Source organism: Nesterenkonia aethiopica, from assembly GCF_039534665.1.
In the GTDB taxonomy this organism is placed as follows: Bacteria; Actinomycetota; Actinomycetes; order Actinomycetales; family Micrococcaceae; genus Nesterenkonia; species Nesterenkonia aethiopica.
In genome coordinates this window covers 1-17243 of record NZ_BAAAVT010000020.1, presented here as the reverse complement: position 1 = coordinate 17243, position 17243 = coordinate 1, and the positions used below count along the sequence as shown (strand labels likewise).

16 protein-coding genes are annotated in these 17243 nt (G+C 68.8%); 13 read left to right on the top strand and 3 right to left on the bottom strand.

Annotated elements, in window-relative coordinates; genetic code table 11:
• The first annotated feature begins 171 nt into the window (after positions 1 to 171).
• Entirely contained in the window at positions 172 to 1194 is a 1023-nt protein-coding gene (fbaA, locus tag ABD658_RS13500) for a class II fructose-bisphosphate aldolase (RefSeq protein ID WP_344683343.1), read from the top strand.
• Positions 1195 to 1348: 154 nt separating this feature from the next.
• On the opposite strand, the gene ABD658_RS13495 is transcribed toward fbaA, so the two are convergent.
• Positions 1349 to 2521 carry a LysR family transcriptional regulator gene (locus tag ABD658_RS13495; protein ID WP_344744786.1) on the bottom strand — a complete coding sequence of 391 codons (1173 nt, stop codon included), beginning with the start codon at positions 2519 to 2521 and terminating at the stop codon, positions 1349 to 1351.
• Between the two features lie 129 nt (positions 2522 to 2650).
• On the opposite strand from ABD658_RS13495, the gene ABD658_RS13490 reads away from it, so the two are divergent.
• The 6 genes from ABD658_RS13490 (at position 2651) to phnE (ABD658_RS13465) (ending at position 8524) form a co-directional block, all read left to right on the top strand.
• Positions 2651 to 3382: an aspartate/glutamate racemase family protein gene (locus ABD658_RS13490; protein WP_344683349.1), complete on the top strand. Its 732-nt coding sequence runs from the start codon at positions 2651 to 2653 to the stop codon at positions 3380 to 3382.
• A gap of 10 nt (positions 3383 to 3392) precedes the next feature.
• Positions 3393 to 4232, top strand: a complete 840-nt coding sequence (locus tag ABD658_RS13485) for an HAD family hydrolase (RefSeq protein ID WP_344683351.1) — start codon at positions 3393 to 3395, stop codon at positions 4230 to 4232.
• A 331-nt stretch (positions 4233 to 4563) separates the two neighbouring features.
• The gene (gene phnD / locus ABD658_RS13480; protein ID WP_070161382.1) at positions 4564 to 5550 is read left to right on the top strand and encodes a phosphate/phosphite/phosphonate ABC transporter substrate-binding protein; all 987 of its coding nucleotides are present in this window, start codon (positions 4564 to 4566) and stop codon (positions 5548 to 5550) included.
• 114 nt (positions 5551 to 5664) lie between these two features.
• Positions 5665 to 6537 (top strand): phosphonate ABC transporter ATP-binding protein, encoded by an 873-nt coding sequence (gene phnC, locus ABD658_RS13475; protein WP_083277658.1) that lies wholly within the window; start codon positions 5665 to 5667, stop codon positions 6535 to 6537.
• Positions 6534 to 7562, top strand: coding sequence for a phosphonate ABC transporter, permease protein PhnE (gene phnE / locus ABD658_RS13470; protein WP_344683354.1), 1029 nt, complete (start codon positions 6534 to 6536; stop codon positions 7560 to 7562). The genes phnC and phnE (ABD658_RS13470) overlap by 4 nt, the downstream gene beginning before the upstream one ends.
• Positions 7559 to 8524, top strand: a complete 966-nt coding sequence (gene phnE, locus ABD658_RS13465) for a phosphonate ABC transporter, permease protein PhnE (protein ID WP_344683356.1) — start codon at positions 7559 to 7561, stop codon at positions 8522 to 8524. Before phnE (ABD658_RS13470) ends, phnE (ABD658_RS13465) begins: the two co-directional genes overlap by 4 nt.
• Before the next feature lie 56 nt (positions 8525 to 8580).
• Here the strand turns inward: phnE (ABD658_RS13465) and ABD658_RS13460 are convergent, their stop codons facing one another.
• Positions 8581 to 9372 (bottom strand): ABC transporter ATP-binding protein, encoded by a 792-nt coding sequence (locus tag ABD658_RS13460; protein WP_083277659.1) that lies wholly within the window; start codon positions 9370 to 9372, stop codon positions 8581 to 8583.
• Positions 9373 to 9418: 46 nt separating this feature from the next.
• Positions 9419 to 10501 carry an ABC transporter permease gene (locus tag ABD658_RS13455; protein ID WP_070161388.1) on the bottom strand — a complete coding sequence of 361 codons (1083 nt, stop codon included), beginning with the start codon at positions 10499 to 10501 and terminating at the stop codon, positions 9419 to 9421.
• Positions 10502 to 10704: 203 nt separating this feature from the next.
• Here ABD658_RS13455 and ABD658_RS13450 point away from each other — a divergent pair, with 203 nt between their 5' ends.
• The 6 genes from ABD658_RS13450 to ABD658_RS13425 all read left to right on the top strand — a co-directional run bounded on the left by ABD658_RS13450 (position 10705) and on the right by ABD658_RS13425 (position 16985).
• Positions 10705 to 12063, top strand: coding sequence for a sensor histidine kinase (locus tag ABD658_RS13450; protein ID WP_344683361.1), 1359 nt, complete (start codon positions 10705 to 10707; stop codon positions 12061 to 12063).
• Entirely contained in the window at positions 12060 to 12743 is a 684-nt protein-coding gene (locus ABD658_RS13445; protein ID WP_344683363.1) for a response regulator, read from the top strand. The genes ABD658_RS13450 and ABD658_RS13445 overlap by 4 nt, the downstream gene beginning before the upstream one ends.
• A 29-nt stretch (positions 12744 to 12772) precedes the next feature.
• Positions 12773 to 13198 carry a DUF3151 domain-containing protein gene (locus tag ABD658_RS13440; RefSeq protein WP_344683365.1) on the top strand — a complete coding sequence of 142 codons (426 nt, stop codon included), beginning with the start codon at positions 12773 to 12775 and terminating at the stop codon, positions 13196 to 13198.
• A 134-nt stretch (positions 13199 to 13332) separates the two neighbouring features.
• A complete protein-coding gene (locus ABD658_RS13435; protein ID WP_344683367.1) occupies positions 13333 to 14829 on the top strand; it encodes a lipase family protein in 1497 nt (498 codons plus the stop codon).
• Between the two features lie 62 nt (positions 14830 to 14891).
• A complete protein-coding gene (locus ABD658_RS13430) occupies positions 14892 to 15545 on the top strand; it encodes a thymidine kinase (RefSeq protein ID WP_344683369.1) in 654 nt (217 codons plus the stop codon).
• Between the two features lie 153 nt (positions 15546 to 15698).
• Positions 15699 to 16985, top strand: coding sequence for an adenylosuccinate synthase (locus tag ABD658_RS13425; RefSeq protein WP_344683371.1), 1287 nt, complete (start codon positions 15699 to 15701; stop codon positions 16983 to 16985).
• Positions 16986 to 17243 lie beyond the last annotated feature (258 nt).

Here is a 17243-nt window from a genome sequence, read left to right as displayed (position 1 = left end):
AGTGCGGTACCAGGAATCCCCGAGGTGACGGTCACGGCGTCACAGGCGGTCGCCTCAGCAGGTTACCCGGTATACCCGCGACCGAAGTGAGCTGTGCCGCTCGCCGTGCGGGTCTGCGCGGCTAGGATGGATCGGGAGACCCTCTGACCCACGACTCGAAGGAGTTCGCCCGTGGCCATCGCTACACCTGACAAGTACAACGAGATGATCGACGCCGCCAAGTCCGGCGGCTACGCGTTCCCGGCAGTGAACGTGACCAGCTCGCAGACCCTCAACGCCGCGATCCGTGGCTTCGCGGAGGCCGAGTCGGACGGCATCATCCAGGTGTCCACCGGCGGCGCCGCCTACTGGTCGGGCGCCAGCATCAAGGACATGGTGGCCGGCTCGCTGGGCTTCGCGGCCTTCGCCAAGCAGGTCGCCAAGAACTACGGGGTCAACATCGCCCTGCACACCGACCACTGCCCGATGGACAAGCTGGACGGTTTCGTGCTGCCGCTGCTCGAGGCCTCCGAGGCGGAGGTCAAGGCCGGGCGTGACCCGATCTTCAACTCCCACATGTGGGACGGTTCCGCCGAGACCCTGGAGGAGAACCTGCGCATCGCCGCGGAGCTGCTGCCCCGCTCCGCCGCGGCCCAGCAGATCCTCGAGGTCGAGATCGGCGCCGTCGGCGGTGAGGAGGACGGCGTGGAGAACGAGATCAACGAGAAGCTCTACTCCACGGTCGAGGACGCCACCGCCACCATCGAGGCCCTGGGTCTGGGGGAGAAGGGGCGCTACATCACCGCGCTGACCTTCGGCAACGTGCACGGCGTGTACAAGCCGGGCAACGTGAAGCTGCGCCCGGAGATCCTCAAGGAGATCCAGGATCAGACCGCCGCCAAGTACGGCAAGGACAGCCCGTTCGACCTGGTCTTCCACGGCGGCTCGGGCTCCACGGAGCAGGAGATCGCCGATGCCGTGAGCTACGGCGTGATCAAGATGAACATCGACACCGACACCCAGTACGCGTTCACGCGTCCGGTGGCCGGGCACATGTTCTCGAACTACGACGGCGTGCTGAAGGTGGACGGCGAGGTCGGAAACAAGAAGACCTACGACCCGCGCGTCTGGGGCGCCAAGGCCGAGGAGTCCATGGCGGCCCGCATCGTCGAGGCCGCGCAGCGGCTCGGCTCGGCAGGCAAGACCCTGCGCTGAGTCGCGTCCGGATCGGCTGACCGTCGTCGAGGGCTCTCGGCGCGGCCGGCACCTCGGGAGGGCCCGTCACCGTCAGGTGGCGGGCCCTCCCGTGTGTCCGGGCGCTTCTCCTTCGGGGGCTTTTCCTTCGGGGCCTCCGCGTCGCGGGGGCCGCTCAGAGCCGGCTGCGCAGGGCGGAGATCAGCTCGTCGAGGCGGGCTGTGCCGGTCCAGCTCTCCGGGTGCACGGCCGTGATCTCCCGCGGGACCAGCTGCGGAAGATCGACGACGTCGAGCCGGTCCGCGAAGCCGGTGGCCCCGGGGGTTCGCAGGGCGAGACGGGGGATCAGGGCGACCCCGAGCCCGTGGGCCACGAGTGCCTGGATGGCCTGAGGGTCATCGGTGACATGACGGATGGCCGGAGTGAAGCCGGCGGCCTCGCACACCTGGGTCAGATGCTGGGTGCACCGGCGGCAGCCGGCGACCCAGGGCAGGTCTTCGGCATCGGCGAGCTCGCGGACATCCCGGTCCAGCCCCCACCGGCGCGGGAGGATCAGCGCGTGCCGGTCCACGCCCAGCACGACTGCCCGGTGGCCGGAGGGGATCGCCTCGCCGGGCCCGTGGCGGAAGATCAGGGCGACGTCGACCCGCCCGCGGCGCAGAAGGTCGAGGGCTTCCGGGGGCTCGTGCTCGAGGACCTCGAAGCCCCCTCCGCCTCCGCCGACCAGCTGCTCCAACGACGGCGCCAGCGCGCCTCCGAGCAGAGAAGGGAAGGCCGCGATGCGCAGCGTCTGGTCCACGGGGCTGACGGCGGAGCGCAGGTCCTCGAGGGCGCCGCGCGCCTGGGCGCGGATGGCTTCGGCGCGGCCGAGCAGGATACGGCCGGTCGGGGTGGGCACCACGCCACGGGTGGTGCGGGTGAGCAGCCGGGTGCCGAGGGAGCGCTCGAGGGCGCTGAGCTGTTGGGAGACCGCCGGCTGGGACCAGCCGAGTTCGACGGCGGCGGCGCTGAGGCTGCCGGCGGAGACGGCGCGTTCGAACAGCAGCAGCTTGCGCAGATCGAGCCGCTCCTCCTCGCCCCGGCGGGGCGCAGGATGCTCGTGATGATGGCGGCCGTGGCGGCCGATCCGGTCGCCACGGGGAGCCGATCCGGGGGCGTCGACCTCGGGGAGAAGGTCATAGTCCGGGCTGACCTGCTCCCGCAGCGCCTCGGGGTCCAGCTCCGCGTCGGTGAACTCGTCGCCCAGGTCGACGGCGAGCGGGCGGGTCGCGGGGCTGGCCGAGTCGGCGGCGCCATTCCTGTTCTGGTGATTGTCATGGGCCGCGGCGGTCCCTTCGGAGTCTTCCATAAGTCTAGCTTATGCCTCGGGGCATCATGACCGGGCCTACCGGTCATCACCCCAAGGAAACATGATGGTGATGTCGTCAGGGCGTGTGTGGCCTGCGCCGCCCGGGGCATCCACAGGGAAGGATTCATCATGCATCGCATCGGTCTGCTCGGAGGCATGAGCTGGCATTCCACCGTGCAGTACTACCGCGGCCTCAACACGGCTGTCGCTGACGCTCGTGGGGGCCACGCCTCGGCTCCGCTGCTCATCGACTCCGCCGACTTCGCCGAGATCCGCGCCCTCCAGGTCGCCGACCGCTGGGAGACGGCCGGAGATGTGCTCGCCGCCGCAGCGCAGCGGCTCGTCGCCGGTGGGGCGGAGGCGCTCGCCATCGCCACCAACCTGATGCACAAAGTCGCCCCTGCCGTGGAGGCGTCCGTGGACGTGCCGCTGATCCACATCGCCGACGCCGTCGCTCAGGAGGCTCGCCTCGCGGGTCATGGGACGCTCGGCATCCTGGGGACCGCCCGCACCATGCAGGACGACTTCTACCGCGCCCGGCTCGCAGCCCACGGGATCGACGTCGTCGTGCCCGACCCCGAGACTTGCCGGACGCTGGACCGATGGATCTTCGACGAGCTCACCCAGGGCCACTTCACCGATCCGGCGCGGAGCGACTTCCTCGCGGCGATGACGGCGCTGCAGGCCCGCGGCGCCGATGCGGTCGTGCTCGGCTGCACCGAGATCGGCATCCTGATCCCGCCGGCCGAGGCGCCGATGCCCGCGCTGGACTCGGTGGACGCCCACGTCTCGGTCCTGAGCCGTTTCTGCCTCCGCGGCGAGCTCCCCGCCGCCTCCCGGGCCGCACCCGTCGCGGGCTAGGCTGAGGCATGTGACGACGACACCCTCCACACCGCGCCGCCGCCTGCTGCTCCTCGACTTCGACGGCACCGTCTGCCTCGGCGACGACCCCGTGCTCGCCTATGCTCGCCGCGTGGACGCGATCCTCGCCGCCCGGGGGGAGGAGGGAGGCGTGGAGGCCGCCGTCGCGCATGCCCTCGCCGTCGAGGACCTGCTCGCCGCCGACATCGCCTTCGATGAGACCGGCTTCCCCTGCGGCGTGGACCAGGAACCGGTCGAACGGGGTGCGGAGCCGCATCGAGCCCCCAGCGCCCACCCGGTCTCCTGGCCGGTCCAGGACGGCTATCAGCTGGTCCAGCTGCTGGCCCGCCAGCGGGGTCTCAGCGACGCCGACGCCGGCCAGGCCTTCCTGGGCGGACGGGAGGACCTCCTGGCCCGCGGGCTGGGCACCACCGATGTCCACGCGCCTGCAGGCCTGGCCGAGCTGCTCGACGAGGTCCGTGCGGAGGCCGGCGTCGTGCTGGCCACCAACGCCCCCGCCGCCGCATTCGGCCCGTGGCTCGAGACGCTCGGGCTCACCGAGGCCTTCGACGCCGTCATCACAGATTCTCGGAAGCCCTTCGGCATGCCGGAGGTCCTGCGTCGGGCCGGGGAGCTGATCGGCGGGGAGGAGCCCGTGCCGGCGCAGGAGATCCTCTCGGTGGGGGACATCTGGCGCAACGATCATGAGCACCTCGCGGCCCTGGGCGGCACCACGCTGCTGATCGACAGATTCGCCACCGGACTCGGAGAGCCGGATCATCGCGTCCAGGACTTCGCCGATGCCGCGCCGATCATCAGGTCCTGGGCGCGAGCGCGCGCAAGGCGCTGACCAGCGCCGATACCTACTCGCAGGTCACGTGATGCCGCTCATGCCGACGTCGTGAGCGGCATCACGGGCTTCCGCCAGGCATGTGAACACTGTGTGACACCTGATCAAACGCCCCTTCCGTGGCTTGTGAGGCCCATCTCTCCGCTCTAGAGTGAGGATCAGACTCGCGCCCCGCGTCAGGTGCGGCGTGCCCGGATGAGGCTCTCGACACGAGGCTCAGGCACGCGGTGCCGCGGCTCGGGACGAGGAGCCTGCCGGACGGTGCACTGGGGGTCTCTATCGATGTGCAGGTCCGGCAGCCACCGGCATCATGATCGACAAGGAATCACTCATGCGCATCAAGACCACCTCCGCACTCGCCGTCGGCGGCGTGCTCACGCTCGCTCTGGCCGGCTGCGTCGCGGACTCCGATGACGGCGGCGACGGCGGAGACGGGGACGCCCTCGTGCTCGGCCTGGTCCCCTCGCAGGACATGGACCAGCTCGTCGAGGACGCCGACGCGCTGGCGGAGCTGCTCGCCGAGGAGCTGGACCGCGATGTCGAGCCGTACATCACCGACAACTATGCGGGACTGGTCACCGCCATGCAGACCGGGCAGGCCGACATCGGCATGTTCGGCCCGATCGCGCTGGTCCAGGCCATCGATCAGGCCGATGCCGAGGCCGTGCTCCAGTCCGTGCGCTACGGCTCCGACACCTACGTCACCCAGTGGTTCACCAATGATCCGGACACCTACTGCCTGGACGAGCCCGTCATGGCGGAGACCGGCCAGGGCTACGAGATGCTGTTCTGCAACGGCACCGACACCGCCGAGTCCGGACCGGTCGGGGAGGAGGCGCTTGAGCTGATCGAGGAGGGCGAGACCATCTCCTTCGTGGACGAGGGTTCCGCCTCCGGCTACTACTACCCGGCCACCCAGCTGGAGGTGCTCAACGGCTTCGACCCGCTCAGCGACATCGACGCCCAGTTCGCCGGGGGCCACCCGAACTCGGTGCTCAACGTCTACAACGGCGAGATCAGCATCGGGGTCAGCTTCGACGACGCCCGGGAGTCCGTGGTGGAGGAGCAGGAGGACGTCGGCGACGAGGTCGTCGTCTTCGCCTGGAGCGAGGACATCCCCAATGACGGGATCGCCCTCGCCGCTGACCTCAGCGACGAGGAGAAGCAGCAGATCACCGACGGCTTCCTGGCGCTCACCGAGTCCGAGGAGGGTCAGGAGGTCCTCTTCGACGTCTATGAGATCGACGACCTCGTGGAGGCCAACATCGACGCTCTCGACGCCGCCCGTGATGTGGCCGCGAACTTCGGCGACGAGTAAGCCCATCCGACCCCGTCCGGGCGACGTCGCCAGCCGTCGTCCCCCTGTCGCGGGAGGTCCGGACCGGCGCACCGCCGGTCGGGACCTCCCGCGACACGGTCCACAGGAAACTCCATGATCAGATTCGAGAACGTCGATGTCGTCTACCCCGGCGGCTTCCCAGGCCTCAAGAAGGTCGACCTCAACATCGAGGCCGGAGAGTTCGTCGTGATCGTCGGCCTCTCCGGCGCGGGAAAGTCGACCCTCATCCGTACCATCAACGGCCTGGTGCCCTACACCTCGGGCACCCTCACCGTCGGCGACGAGGTCGTCGACCCCTCCTCCCGCCGGCAGCTGCGCCGCCTGCGTTCCCGGGTCGGCATGATCTTCCAGTCCTTCAACCTGGTCAGCCGGATCTCCGTGCTGTCCAACGTGCTGGTGGGTCGGTCGTCCCAGACCTCCTCCTGGCGTTCGCTGCTGGGCTGGTACAGGGCGGCCGACAAGGAGATCGCTTTCCAGTCGCTGGAGCGCGTCGGCATCGTGGAGAAGGCCTACAACCGGGCCTCCGCACTCTCCGGGGGACAGCAGCAGCGGGTCGCGATCGCCCGGGTGCTCGCCCAGGATCCCGAGGTGATCCTCGCCGACGAGCCGGTGGCCTCCCTGGACCCGCCCACCGCGCACCAGGTGCTGCAGGACCTGCGACGCATCAACCGGGAACTGGGGATCACCACCATCGTGAACCTCCACCACCTGGACATGGCGCGCCGGTACGCAGACCGGGTGATCGGCATGCGCGGCGGGGAGGTCGTCTTCGATGGCCCCGTGGAGGCCGCCACCGATGCTGCCATCGAGGGCGTCTACCAGCGGTCCCTGACGGCTGAGGACGTCGCCCCCGACGCTCCGGTGAGCGTGGACGAGGCCCTGGGCGCCGAGGACGGACCCGAGGAAGGACCTGAGGTCGAGGGCGGCGGATCGGCCGCCTCACCGGCGGAGCGTGCTGGCCGGTGAGCGTCACCGTCACTGCACCGCCCTCCGCACCCGGGGGACCTCCGGCCTCCGGCGGAGCGGACCGACCGGAGAAGCCGCGTCCCAGTGTGACGGGCTACCTGGGCCTGGCCGCCGTCGTCGTCCTGCTGATCCTGTTCTTCCTGGCCACCTCCTCGTCCACGCTGGTCCTCGACATCGGTGTGGGTCGGGTGCCCCTGTATCCGGCGCTGGGCGCCCTGGCGCTGGTGGCCGTGCTGCTCCTGGGCTGGCGCACCCGCACCGGCACGCTGCCGATCCTCGGCGCGCTGGCCGTGATCGGGGTGACCTGGTGGGGCGGCTCCGGGATCGGATTCACGCTGTCCCCGCTGTGGGAGGACCTGCACCGCGCCGAACCGGTGCTGCAGGGATTCCTGAACCCGAACTGGGCGTTCATCTGGCGGGTCTCCGACGCGTGGCTGGTCACCCTCGCCATGGCGGTGGTCGCCACCACCGTGGGGTGCTGCATCGGCCTGCTGCTGGCCATGTTGGCCTCCCCGGTCTCCAGCCCGAGCACGGGGGTCTCCCAGTTCGTGAAGGCGCTGAACTCGGTGATCCGGTCCATCCCGGACATCGGGTACGGCCTGCTGTTCGTGGCGATGCTGGGCGGCACCGCCGGGGGCGCCGGACCCATGGCCGGTGTGCTGGCGCTGGTGATGCTCAACATCGGCATCATCGCCAAGCTGACCGGTGAGACCATCGACGCCGTGGACCGCGGTCCGCTGGAGGCCGCCGACGCCTCGGGGGCGAACCTGCTGCAGCGCGACCGGGTGGCTGTGGTGCCGCAGATCCTCCCCGGATACCTGTCCTACAGCCTCTACGTCTTCGAGCTGAACATCCGCGCCTCCGTGGTCCTCGGGATCGTGGGCGCGGGAGGCATCGGCTCGATCATCAGCGTGCAGCTCTCGCGCTTCGCCTATGAGAACATCTCGGCGATCATGATCGCCCTGGTGGTCGTGGTGCTGGCCGTGGACTTCCTGTCCCTGACCATCCGACGGAGGCTGACATGAGCGACTCCCACGTGCCTGGCGGGCAGTCGCTGAGCTCCTCCGGCGCAGACGGCGGTCCTCGCTTCGCCCCGGATCGTCTGGACGCCCGTCCGGTGAAGCCCTCCAAGTTGGGATGGAACCTGGGGATGCTGGCCTTCGGGATCCTCTTCATCGCAGCCGTCTCCACCACGGGGGCGAACTTCTCTCGGCTGGCCGACTTCCCCGCGAACTTCCTCAACTACTCCACGCTGATGGTTCAGGGAGTCTTTCAGCCGCTGACCCCGGAGGTGCAGGCGGCGTGGACCACGGCATTCTCCGACATGCTGGAGTCGGTGCAGATCGCCTGGATCGGCACCGTGGTGGGGGCGCTGTTCTCCCTGCCCATGGGTTTTCTGGCCGCGCGGAACATGACGCCGCTGCCCCTGTATGCGGTGGTGCGGTTCATCCTCTCGATGATCCGCGCGGTGCCGGAGATCGTGTTCGCCATCGCGGTGATGCTGCCGATCTTCGGCCTCGGGCCGCTGGCCGGTGCGCTGGCCCTGGGAGTGAGCTCCATCGGCACTCTGTCGAAACTCATCTCGGAGGCGATCGAGGGGGTGGATCCGGGGCCGTTGGAGTCCTCGCGCGCCGCCGGGGCCACCAAGGTGCAGATGATCCGCTGGGCGGTGCTGCCGCAGGTGATGCCGGAGGTGATCGCCATCTGGCTGTACCGCTTCGAGGTCAACATCCGGGCCTCGGCGATCCTCGGTGTGCTGGGGGCAGGCGGCATCGGATCCCTGCTCTCGGCCCTGTTCAACGTGCGTGCCTGGGACCGCATCGGCATCACCCTGGTGGTGATCATCGTGGTCACCATCATCATCGACCAGATCTCGGCCTGGATCCGTCATCGGGTCATCCACGGGGCGCCGAAGAAGCAGGTGCGGGCGTCGGTGCGTGCTGATGACTCCGGTGACGGTCCTGTGCTCGGCACTCCTCCGACCTGAGGAGACCCCACGGGATGCTCGCCGGTCGCCCAGCTGAGGCCCAGGGCTGGAGGAGCTCAGTTCCATGAGGTCTTTCCGGTGTCGGTCGGTTCGGGGCGGGACAGAGCGCCGTCACGCATCGTGGCCACGGCGTCGGCCACCGGCACGTACTCGGTGTCGTGGGTGACCATCACGGTGGCCACCTGATGCTCGGCCGTCAGTCTCGCGAGCAGCTGCACCACGGTCAGAGAACGGTCGTGGTCCAGAGCGGCCGTCGGTTCGTCCACCAGCAGCACCGACGGCGAGCCGATCAGGGCGCGAGCGATGTTGACACGCTGGCGCATTCCTCCGGAGAGCTCATGAGGTCTCCGTCCGGCGGCGTCGGTCAGGCCGACCTCCTCCAACAGGGCGTCGGCCCTGGCCGCGGCCGACCGACGGGCGCCGCCCCTCATGTCTTCAGCAATGATGAGCTGCTCACGCGACGTCAGCGACGGCAGCAGGTTGGGCTGCTGAAAGATCATGCCGATCTCGTCGCGCCGCAGCCGGTCGCGGCCTCGGCGGCTGAGCTGGGCGGCATCGCGTCCGGCGATGCTCACCACACCGTGCTGAGGCTGGACCAGAGTGGCCGCGACGGCGAGCAGACTGGACTTTCCGGACCCGGAGGGACCGACGAGGGCGAGCATCTGACCCGCGCCGACGCGGAGCGAGACCTCGTCCAGAGCGGTGAGCGTCCCTGCGCCGTCCGGGTAGGTGAGGGTCACACCGTCCAGCTCGAGGGCTGTCGGCGCGTGTGCCGGGACGGTGCGGGAGCTGGTGTCAGAGGGAACGGCCGATGCCGTCTGGTCCGAGGTGAATGGTGATGTGGGCATGCGTGTTCCTATGAGATGGAAGGGTGATGGACAGTGCGGGCGCGGATCAGCTGCCGCCGAGTGCGAGGAGGGGGTCCACCCGGGTGACCCGGCGGACAGCGAGAACGGCGGCGGCGAGCCCGGTGAGGAGGACTCCGGCCGCGGGCGCCAGAGTCGTCAGCATGGTGAGTTCGACAGGCGCTGCCCCGCTGGTGGCGAGACCGCCGGCCCACCCGGCGAGACCACCGATGCTCGCACCGAGAGTGAGCACCACGGCGGCCTGCGCCAGAGCATCGCGCAGCACATAGCCGGTGGAGGCTCCGAGAGCTTTGAGCACCGCGATGTCCCGGGTGCGCTGGACGGTCCACACGGTGAGGAACGCCGCGATCACCAGACCGGAGATCAGATAGAGCATGACCTGCATCAGCGTCAGCGAACCGTTCTCGGAGGAGTAGGACGCCAGCGCGTCGAAGCTCTCTGTGGGGGTCATGCTCCACGTGCCGGCGGCGTCATCCACCGCTTGCTCATCGAGGGTCGGGGAGGCGTCGTCCTGTGCGGTGATCGCCAGGACGGTGCCGACGGCATCGGCATCGCCGCGAGGGGAGAGCTCCTGCCACTGCGCCAGTGCGGTCCACATCACCGGGGTGTGGCTGTACCACTGGGTAGGAGTCACGGCGCTGACCGTGAGTTCCTGGCCGTTGACCGTCACCGGATCGCCGACTGTCAGCCCCAGGTCCTCGCTGATCTCTTCGGAGACCACCGTCTGATCCACACTCGGTGCCGCCTCGCCGTCTGGCGTCATTCGGGAGTCCTCGGCGAGTCCGATGACGGCCACTGAGACCGCGTTCCCGGCCTCGGCCGTGGTCTGGCTGATGCCCAGCGGCTCCGCGTGGGCCACGCCTTCGGCCTGCTGCCATGTCTCCAGCTGCTCAGCGTCGACGGAGGACTCTGTGTAGCTGGGCTCGCGCTCGTCATCCCCGAAGGCGATCCGATCCGCCGGCAGCGAGTCGATCGCGGCGACGTTCTGTCGCGCCAGTCCGGAGGTCAGCCCGGTGAGCATCACCAGCAGCAGCGTGATCAGGGCGACCACTGTGCCCATCAGTGCGAAGCGCCCGCGGGCGAAGCGGACTTCGCGAAGTGCCAGATACATCAGGATCTCCGATCATCGTCAGGGGTGTTCCGACCTCGCTGGTCGGTCGGGGCGGAGGGCATCCGCCGTGTCTTCCTCCACTCTCCTTCGCGAGTGCGGGTTCTCCATCGCCTGGGTGGTGGAGCCTCGGCCTCCGAAAGGTGGAGGTGCCGGTCAACCGTTCGGTTGATGCCCTGATGTCTTCGCCCGCATACGATGGGGGGATGCTGAGGCCGGATGAGCATCCACGGGCAGGGCGTGGTGTGGTGATCCTGCGCAGCCTGCGCGTGGGTCTGCACACCAGCGTGGCGGTGCTCCTCGTCATTGGGCTCATCCGACTGCTGGACGGTCCTCACTCCGTCGAAATCCGCGTCACCGGAGCCGCACTGACGCTGGTGTTCGCGGCGGTCTACGTGGCCGGCACGTTCGTGGAACGGCGCGTCTCGGAGGCGAAGACGTCCGCGTCGTCGAGCACCGGACCTCTGCGGACGGACTCAGCGCTCGGACAGGGCGGCACGCTGGTGTGGCTGTTCGTGGTCACCGGCCTGTGGGGTGGGTTGCTGGCCGTCAGCGCAGACTTCGCCTGGGTCGCCTTCCCGCTGTTCTTCCTGCACCTGCACCTGCTGCGCGTCCCATGGGCCGTCGTCGCCGTCGCGGGTCTCACGGGTGCCGTCGTCCTCGTGCTCTGGAACCAGCCCGGAGGAGACCATCCCGCCACGGTGATCGGACCGATCATCGGAGCCGTCTGTGCCGGGCTGATGGCGCAGGCCTACAGAATCATGGATCAGGAGAACCGCGCGCTTCGGGAGACGATGGAGGACCTGCAGCGCGCTCGCCAGGAACTGGTCGCCGCCCAGCGGGAGGCGGGCGCGCTCGTCGAGCGGGAGCGGCTGGCCCGTGAGATCCATGACACGCTCGCTCAGGGGCTGGCGAGCATCGTCCTGATGAGTCGTGCCGCAGGTTCCAATCTCGACTCAGGCTCCGTTGCGCAGGCCCGGGACCAGCTGAGCACGGTGGTGCGCACTGCAGGGGAGAACCTGGATGAGGCTCGACGCTTCGTCGCCGTGCTGCAGTCCGGTGAGCTGCAGGATCCGGGCCTCCTCGACGAGCTGCGCCGTGCCTGCCGGCAGATCGAAGCGCAGGCGGCCGCACAGGGACAGGGCTTGCGGTGCCGACTACGCGTCAGCGGAGGTCTCCGACCCGTCGCGGGCAGCCAGGCGATGCTGGTGCTGCGGGCGGTGCAGGCGACCCTGGCCAATGTGTTGCGGCATGCCCAGGCTGACACGGCCGCCGTCACGCTGACGTTCCTGCAGGAGGCCTTGCTCGTCGACGTCGTCGACGACGGCGTCGGCTTCGATCAGCACGCGACGGTCGGGGTGCCCCCTGCCTCCGGCGCCGAGCGCCCCATGGGCACCGGCGTCGGCCTCGGGGCGCTGCGCGACCGTGTCGCGGCCCAGGGCGGCCAGCTGCACGTAGAGTCTTCCCCCGGCTCGGGAACGGCGGTGTCCATACGCATTCCCCTGGGGCAGGAGCCCCCGCAGCCTCAGGAGCTGCCAGGGGAGGTGGAGCGATGGGCGGAGTGAGGCAGAGTCCCGGAGCCGAGGGCGGTGCTCAGCCCGGTGACGGGCTGAGCGCAGTGTTGGTCGATGATCACCCGGTGGTCCGAGCGGGTCTGCGCGCGATGCTCAGTGAGGATCCGAAGATCCGAGTGGTGGCTGAGGCGGCGGACGGGAAAGCGGCCCTCGACGTCGTCGCCCGGCTCGTCACGGAGGGGCGCCGTCCTGACCTTGTGCTGATGGATCTGCAGATGGGGGAGGGTATGGACGGGGTTGCGGCGACTCGTCAGCTGCGGCAGCAGTGCCCCAGACTTCCGGTGCTGATCCTGACCACCTACGACACGGAGGCCGACATTCTGGCCGCGGTGGAGGCTGGGGCGAGCGGGTATATGCTCAAGGACGCCGCCCCGGAGGAGATCCATCGAGCGGTCCACGATGCGGCCGCGGGGCGGACGGCACTGGCTCCCGCCGTCGCCGCCCGGCTGATGGGCAGAATGCGGGGTGACAGCACTTCGCTGAGCACCCGTGAGGTGGAGCTGCTGGAGCTGTTGGCCACAGGGCTGTCCAACCAGCAGATCGCTCGCCAACTGTTCATCTCCGTGGCGACGGTGAAGACGCACCTGGTGCACATCTACCAGAAGCTTGGAGCGGACAACCGGACTGCGGCGGTTCGGGTGGCGTCAGAGCGGGGGATCATCCGCGCGTGAGGGCTGGGGAGCCGCGTAGGATGGCAGCCATGAGCATCGTCGGACGCAACCTGATGGAGCCGGAGCCCACGCTGCTGCCGGCCGAGCCCGAGGTCACGGAGTCACTCGCCGCCGGTGAGGAGCCCGTGGACCTGGCCGCCAAGCACCCGGAGTCGTCCTTGGTCTGGGCGTTGCTGGCCGAGGACGCGCTGTCCCAGGGGTACACCGTGGAGGGCTACGCCTACGCCCGGGTCGGCTATCACCGGGGACTGGATGCGCTGCGCGGCTCGGGGTGGCGTGGCTCCGGCCCGGTCCCGTGGTCCCATGAGCCGAACCGGGGCTTCCTGCGGTCGCTGGCCGCGCTGGGGCAGGCCGCCACGGCGATCGGCGAGACCGAGGAGATCCATCGGATCCAGACCTTCCTGCGGGACTGTGATCCCTCCGCGCCGGAGCAGATCGCCCAGCTGCACCGCTGAGGCCCGGGGGCTCCCGGGTCTTCCCAGGGCTCGCGCCTCCCAGTAGTATGTGATTCGGATCACTGATTACTCACGGGTCACACCCGTGGGTAATGAGTGCTCCGGTTCTGATCCCGCACTGATGGAGAGGCTCGATGACGAACTCTGTGACGCCCTGGCCCCGTCGCCGGACACCCGGCGGACCGTCCGCTGGCTACCCGCCCCGGGGAGGGAGACGCCTGGCCCGTGGGGCAGGTGCCGCGCTGTCGGCCGCCGCGCTTCTGCTGGCGGTGATGCCTGCGGCCTCCGCCGAGCCGGAGGAGTACCCCGCTGAGGAGGACCTCGCCGAGCTGCAGCAGCTGTGGCAGCAGAGGCAGGAGGCCGACGACGCCGACCTGATCGCTGAGCAGGTCCCCGGCGACGTCACCGTCGAGGAGGCTGAAGCCGCCGTCGAGTCCTCTGCGGAGCTGACGGAGGACGATGTGCACTACGCAGCCGCCCTTGAGGATCTGGCGCAGGGCACCGACGAGGACTTCTACGCCGTGCCCGCGGAGCTCCCGGACCAGGACGGCACGCTGATCCGCCAGCAGCCCGCCACGTTCTACCTGGACCCCATCGGGCTGATCGAGCACGACGCCGAAGTCACCCGCATCATGTACCGCACCACCGACTCCAACGGGCAGGCCCGAGCCGCCGTCGCCACGGTCCTGGAGCCGCGCCGCGGCGGCGACGATCCGCAGCGACCGCTGATCGTCCACGCGCCCGGCACCCAAGGCTTGGGCGATCAGTGCGCCCCGAGCCGGCAGCTGGCCGCCGGCACTGAGTACGAGGGTCTGGGTGTGGCCTCGGCGTTGAAGGCGGGTTACGCCGTCGTGATGCCGGACTACATCGGGCTGGGCGTTGAGGGTACGCACACGTTCATGAACCGGGTGGACCAGGCGCATGCGGTGCTCGATGCTGCCCGCGCGGCCCAGCAGGCCGAGGGAGTGGCGCTCGGACCGGACAGCCCTGTGCACATCCGTGGCTATTCGCAGGGCGGGGGCGCGGCGGCTGCGGCCCTGGAGACGGCGCATGAGCACGCACCGGAGCTGAACCTGATCTCCGGAGCGGCCGGGGCGGTGCCGGCAGACCTGTTCGAGGTCGGGGACATGATCGACAGCAGCTTGTACAACGCGTTCCTCCTGTTCGCGCTCGGCGGGTTGGTGGAGTCGGAGGGGCTGAACCCCGCGGAGTTCCTCAATGAGGAGGGGCTGGCCCGGCTGGAGCAGGCCTCCGGCCAGTGCACGGTCTCCGCGCTGATCAGCCACATGTTCGTGGACACCGCCACACTGACCGTCGATAGCCGTGGCTTCAACGAGCTGATCCAGGACGAGCCCCTCGCCTCTGCAGTGGCGGCGCAAAGGTTGGGGGACGGTCGGGCTCCCGAAGTGCCTGTGCAGATCAACCATTCGCTGCTGGACGACGTCATCCCCTATTCCACCGGCAGAGGCCTGGCGCAGCGGTGGTGTGGCGAAGGGGTGAGGGTGACGTTCGAGACGCTTGGGGTCCCCACCCATGTCGGTGGATTCGTGGCGAGCATGCCCGGTGTGGCGTTGTTCACAGGGGCGACGCTGAACGGGATCACCCCGGTGAGCAGCTGCTGGCGGCTCTGAGCTCCTGCCGGCCCCGCCCTCTACAATGAGCGGGGCCTGCAGGAGCTTCAGAGAGGACGAGGGTGGCCAAGCTCTATTTCCGCTACGGGGCGATGAACTCTGGGAAGTCCACGGGTCTGCTCCAGGCGGCCTACAACTATGAGGAGCGTGGGCAGCGGGTGCTGCTGGCCAAGCCGGATCTGGACACCAAGGGCGCCGACGAGATCGTCTCCCGCCTGGGGGTGACCCGGTCGGTGGACTTCCTGGTCCCTCCGGGCGTGGACCTGCGGGAGCTGTTCCATCAGCATGCGGGGGCCAGCGCTCCAGGCACCCTGCTGGACGACGTCGACGATGCCGAGTCCCGCGCTCTGCGCCGCGGAGTGAAGCCGGTGGCGTGTCTGTTGGTGGATGAGGCCCAGTTCTTCACCGAGCAGCAGGTGGATGACCTGTTGCGGATCGCCGTGCTGGACCGTGTCCCGGTGCTGGCCTACGGGATCCGCACCGACTTCCGCACCCGGTCCTTCCCCGGTTCGGGCCGACTGATGGACATCGCGCACTCCCTCGAGGAGCTGAAGACCATCTGCCGCTGCGGCGCCAAGGCGGTCTTCAACACCCGACGGGCGGGGGAGAGGATCATCTTCGACGGTGACCAGGTGGCCATCGACGGCGAGGACGTCTGGTACGAGTCGCTGTGTGCAGGCTGCTACCTGGAGGCCTCCGGGGGCCGACTGGCTTGAATCTCAGTGGGCGGCGAAACGTCCAGGATCGTCGGCGCGAGATCAGGGTGTCATACCTGCGTTGGTAGACTTTCCGACGGTGTCGTCGGCGTAAGGGGACGGCACTGACGTCGAGACGTCCCGGCGCAGAGCGGGGACCACTGAAGGAGCGACATGCCAGCCATCGTGATCGTCGGTGCCCAGTGGGGAGACGAGGGGAAGGGCAAGGCGACGGACCTGCTCGGCTCACGCGTCGACTATGTGGTCAAGCCCAATGGTGGGAACAACGCAGGCCACACAGTGGTCGTCGGGGGGGAGAAGTTCGAGCTGAAGCTTCTGCCGGCGGGAATCCTCTCCCCGAACGCGGTGCCGGTGATCGGCAACGGTGTCGTGGTGAACCTGGAGGCCCTCTTCGAGGAGATCGAGGGGTTGGAGGCTCGCAGCGCGGACACGTCCCGCCTGCGCATCTCGGCCAATGCTCATCTGGTGGCCCCTTATCACCAGACGATGGACAAGGTCACCGAGCGGTTCCTGGGCAAGCGGGCCATCGGTACCACCGGCCGTGGCATCGGGCCCGCCTACATGGACAAGGTCGGACGTCTCGGAATCCGTGTGCAGGACATCTTCGACGAGTCGATCCTGCGGCAGAAGATCGACGGCGCCCTGCGGCAGAAGAACGAGCTGCTGGTCAAGCTGTACAACCGACGTTCCATCACGGTCGATGAGATCGCCGAGTACTTCCTCTCCTTCGCGGACCGCCTGCGGCCGATGGTCGTCGACACCACGCTGCTGCTCAACGACGCGCTCGACGAGGGCAAGGTCGTCCTCATGGAGGGAGGTCAGGCCACCTACCTCGACGTCGACCATGGCACCTATCCGTTCGTGACGTCGTCGAACCCCACAGCCGGCGGTGCCTCAGTGGGGACCGGCATCGGTCCCACGCGTATCAACCGGTCCGTCGGCATCGTCAAGGCATATACGACCCGTGTCGGTGCGGGCCCGTTTCCCACGGAGCTGTTTGACGAGTGGGGCGAGTTTCTGCAGAAGACCGGCGGCGAGTTCGGCGTGAACACCGGTCGGCCGCGACGCTGCGGATGGTTCGACGCCGTCATGGCCCGGCATGCTGCCCGCATCAACGGCTTCACCGACTACTTCCTCACCAAGCTGGACGTCCTGACCGGAATCGAACGGATCCCCGTGTGCGTGGCCTACGACGTCGACGGAGTGCGGCATGACGAGATGCCGATGACGCAGACAGAGTTCCATCACGCGAAGCCCATCTTCGAGCATTTCGACGGATGGACTGAGGACATCTCTGAGGCGCGGACCCTGGATGATCTGCCGGCCAACGCCCGTGACTATGTGCTGGCTCTGGAGAAGATGAGCGGCACGCGGATCTCGGGCGTGGGTGTGGGTCCGGGGCGCGACGAGGTCATCGCCGTACGTGACCTGATCGACTGATCCGCGTCGAGGCGACTCCGCCGCCGAGGCATCATCGCCCGGCCGTCAAGGCCTGCATTCTGGGTTTCAGAGGTCGTAGCGCCCTCTTATGCTGCTCAGTTCGGGTTGGCGGAGCCAATTGCCCGTGAATTCTTGGTTCTCCTGCTCGTCCGCTGACACAATGGTCCGTCCTGAGTTCCGAGGAGTTTGGATTTCGTGGATTCTGGTGTCCCGAGCATTGGAGTGCCACATGGGACGAAGAGGATATCCCGCTGAGTT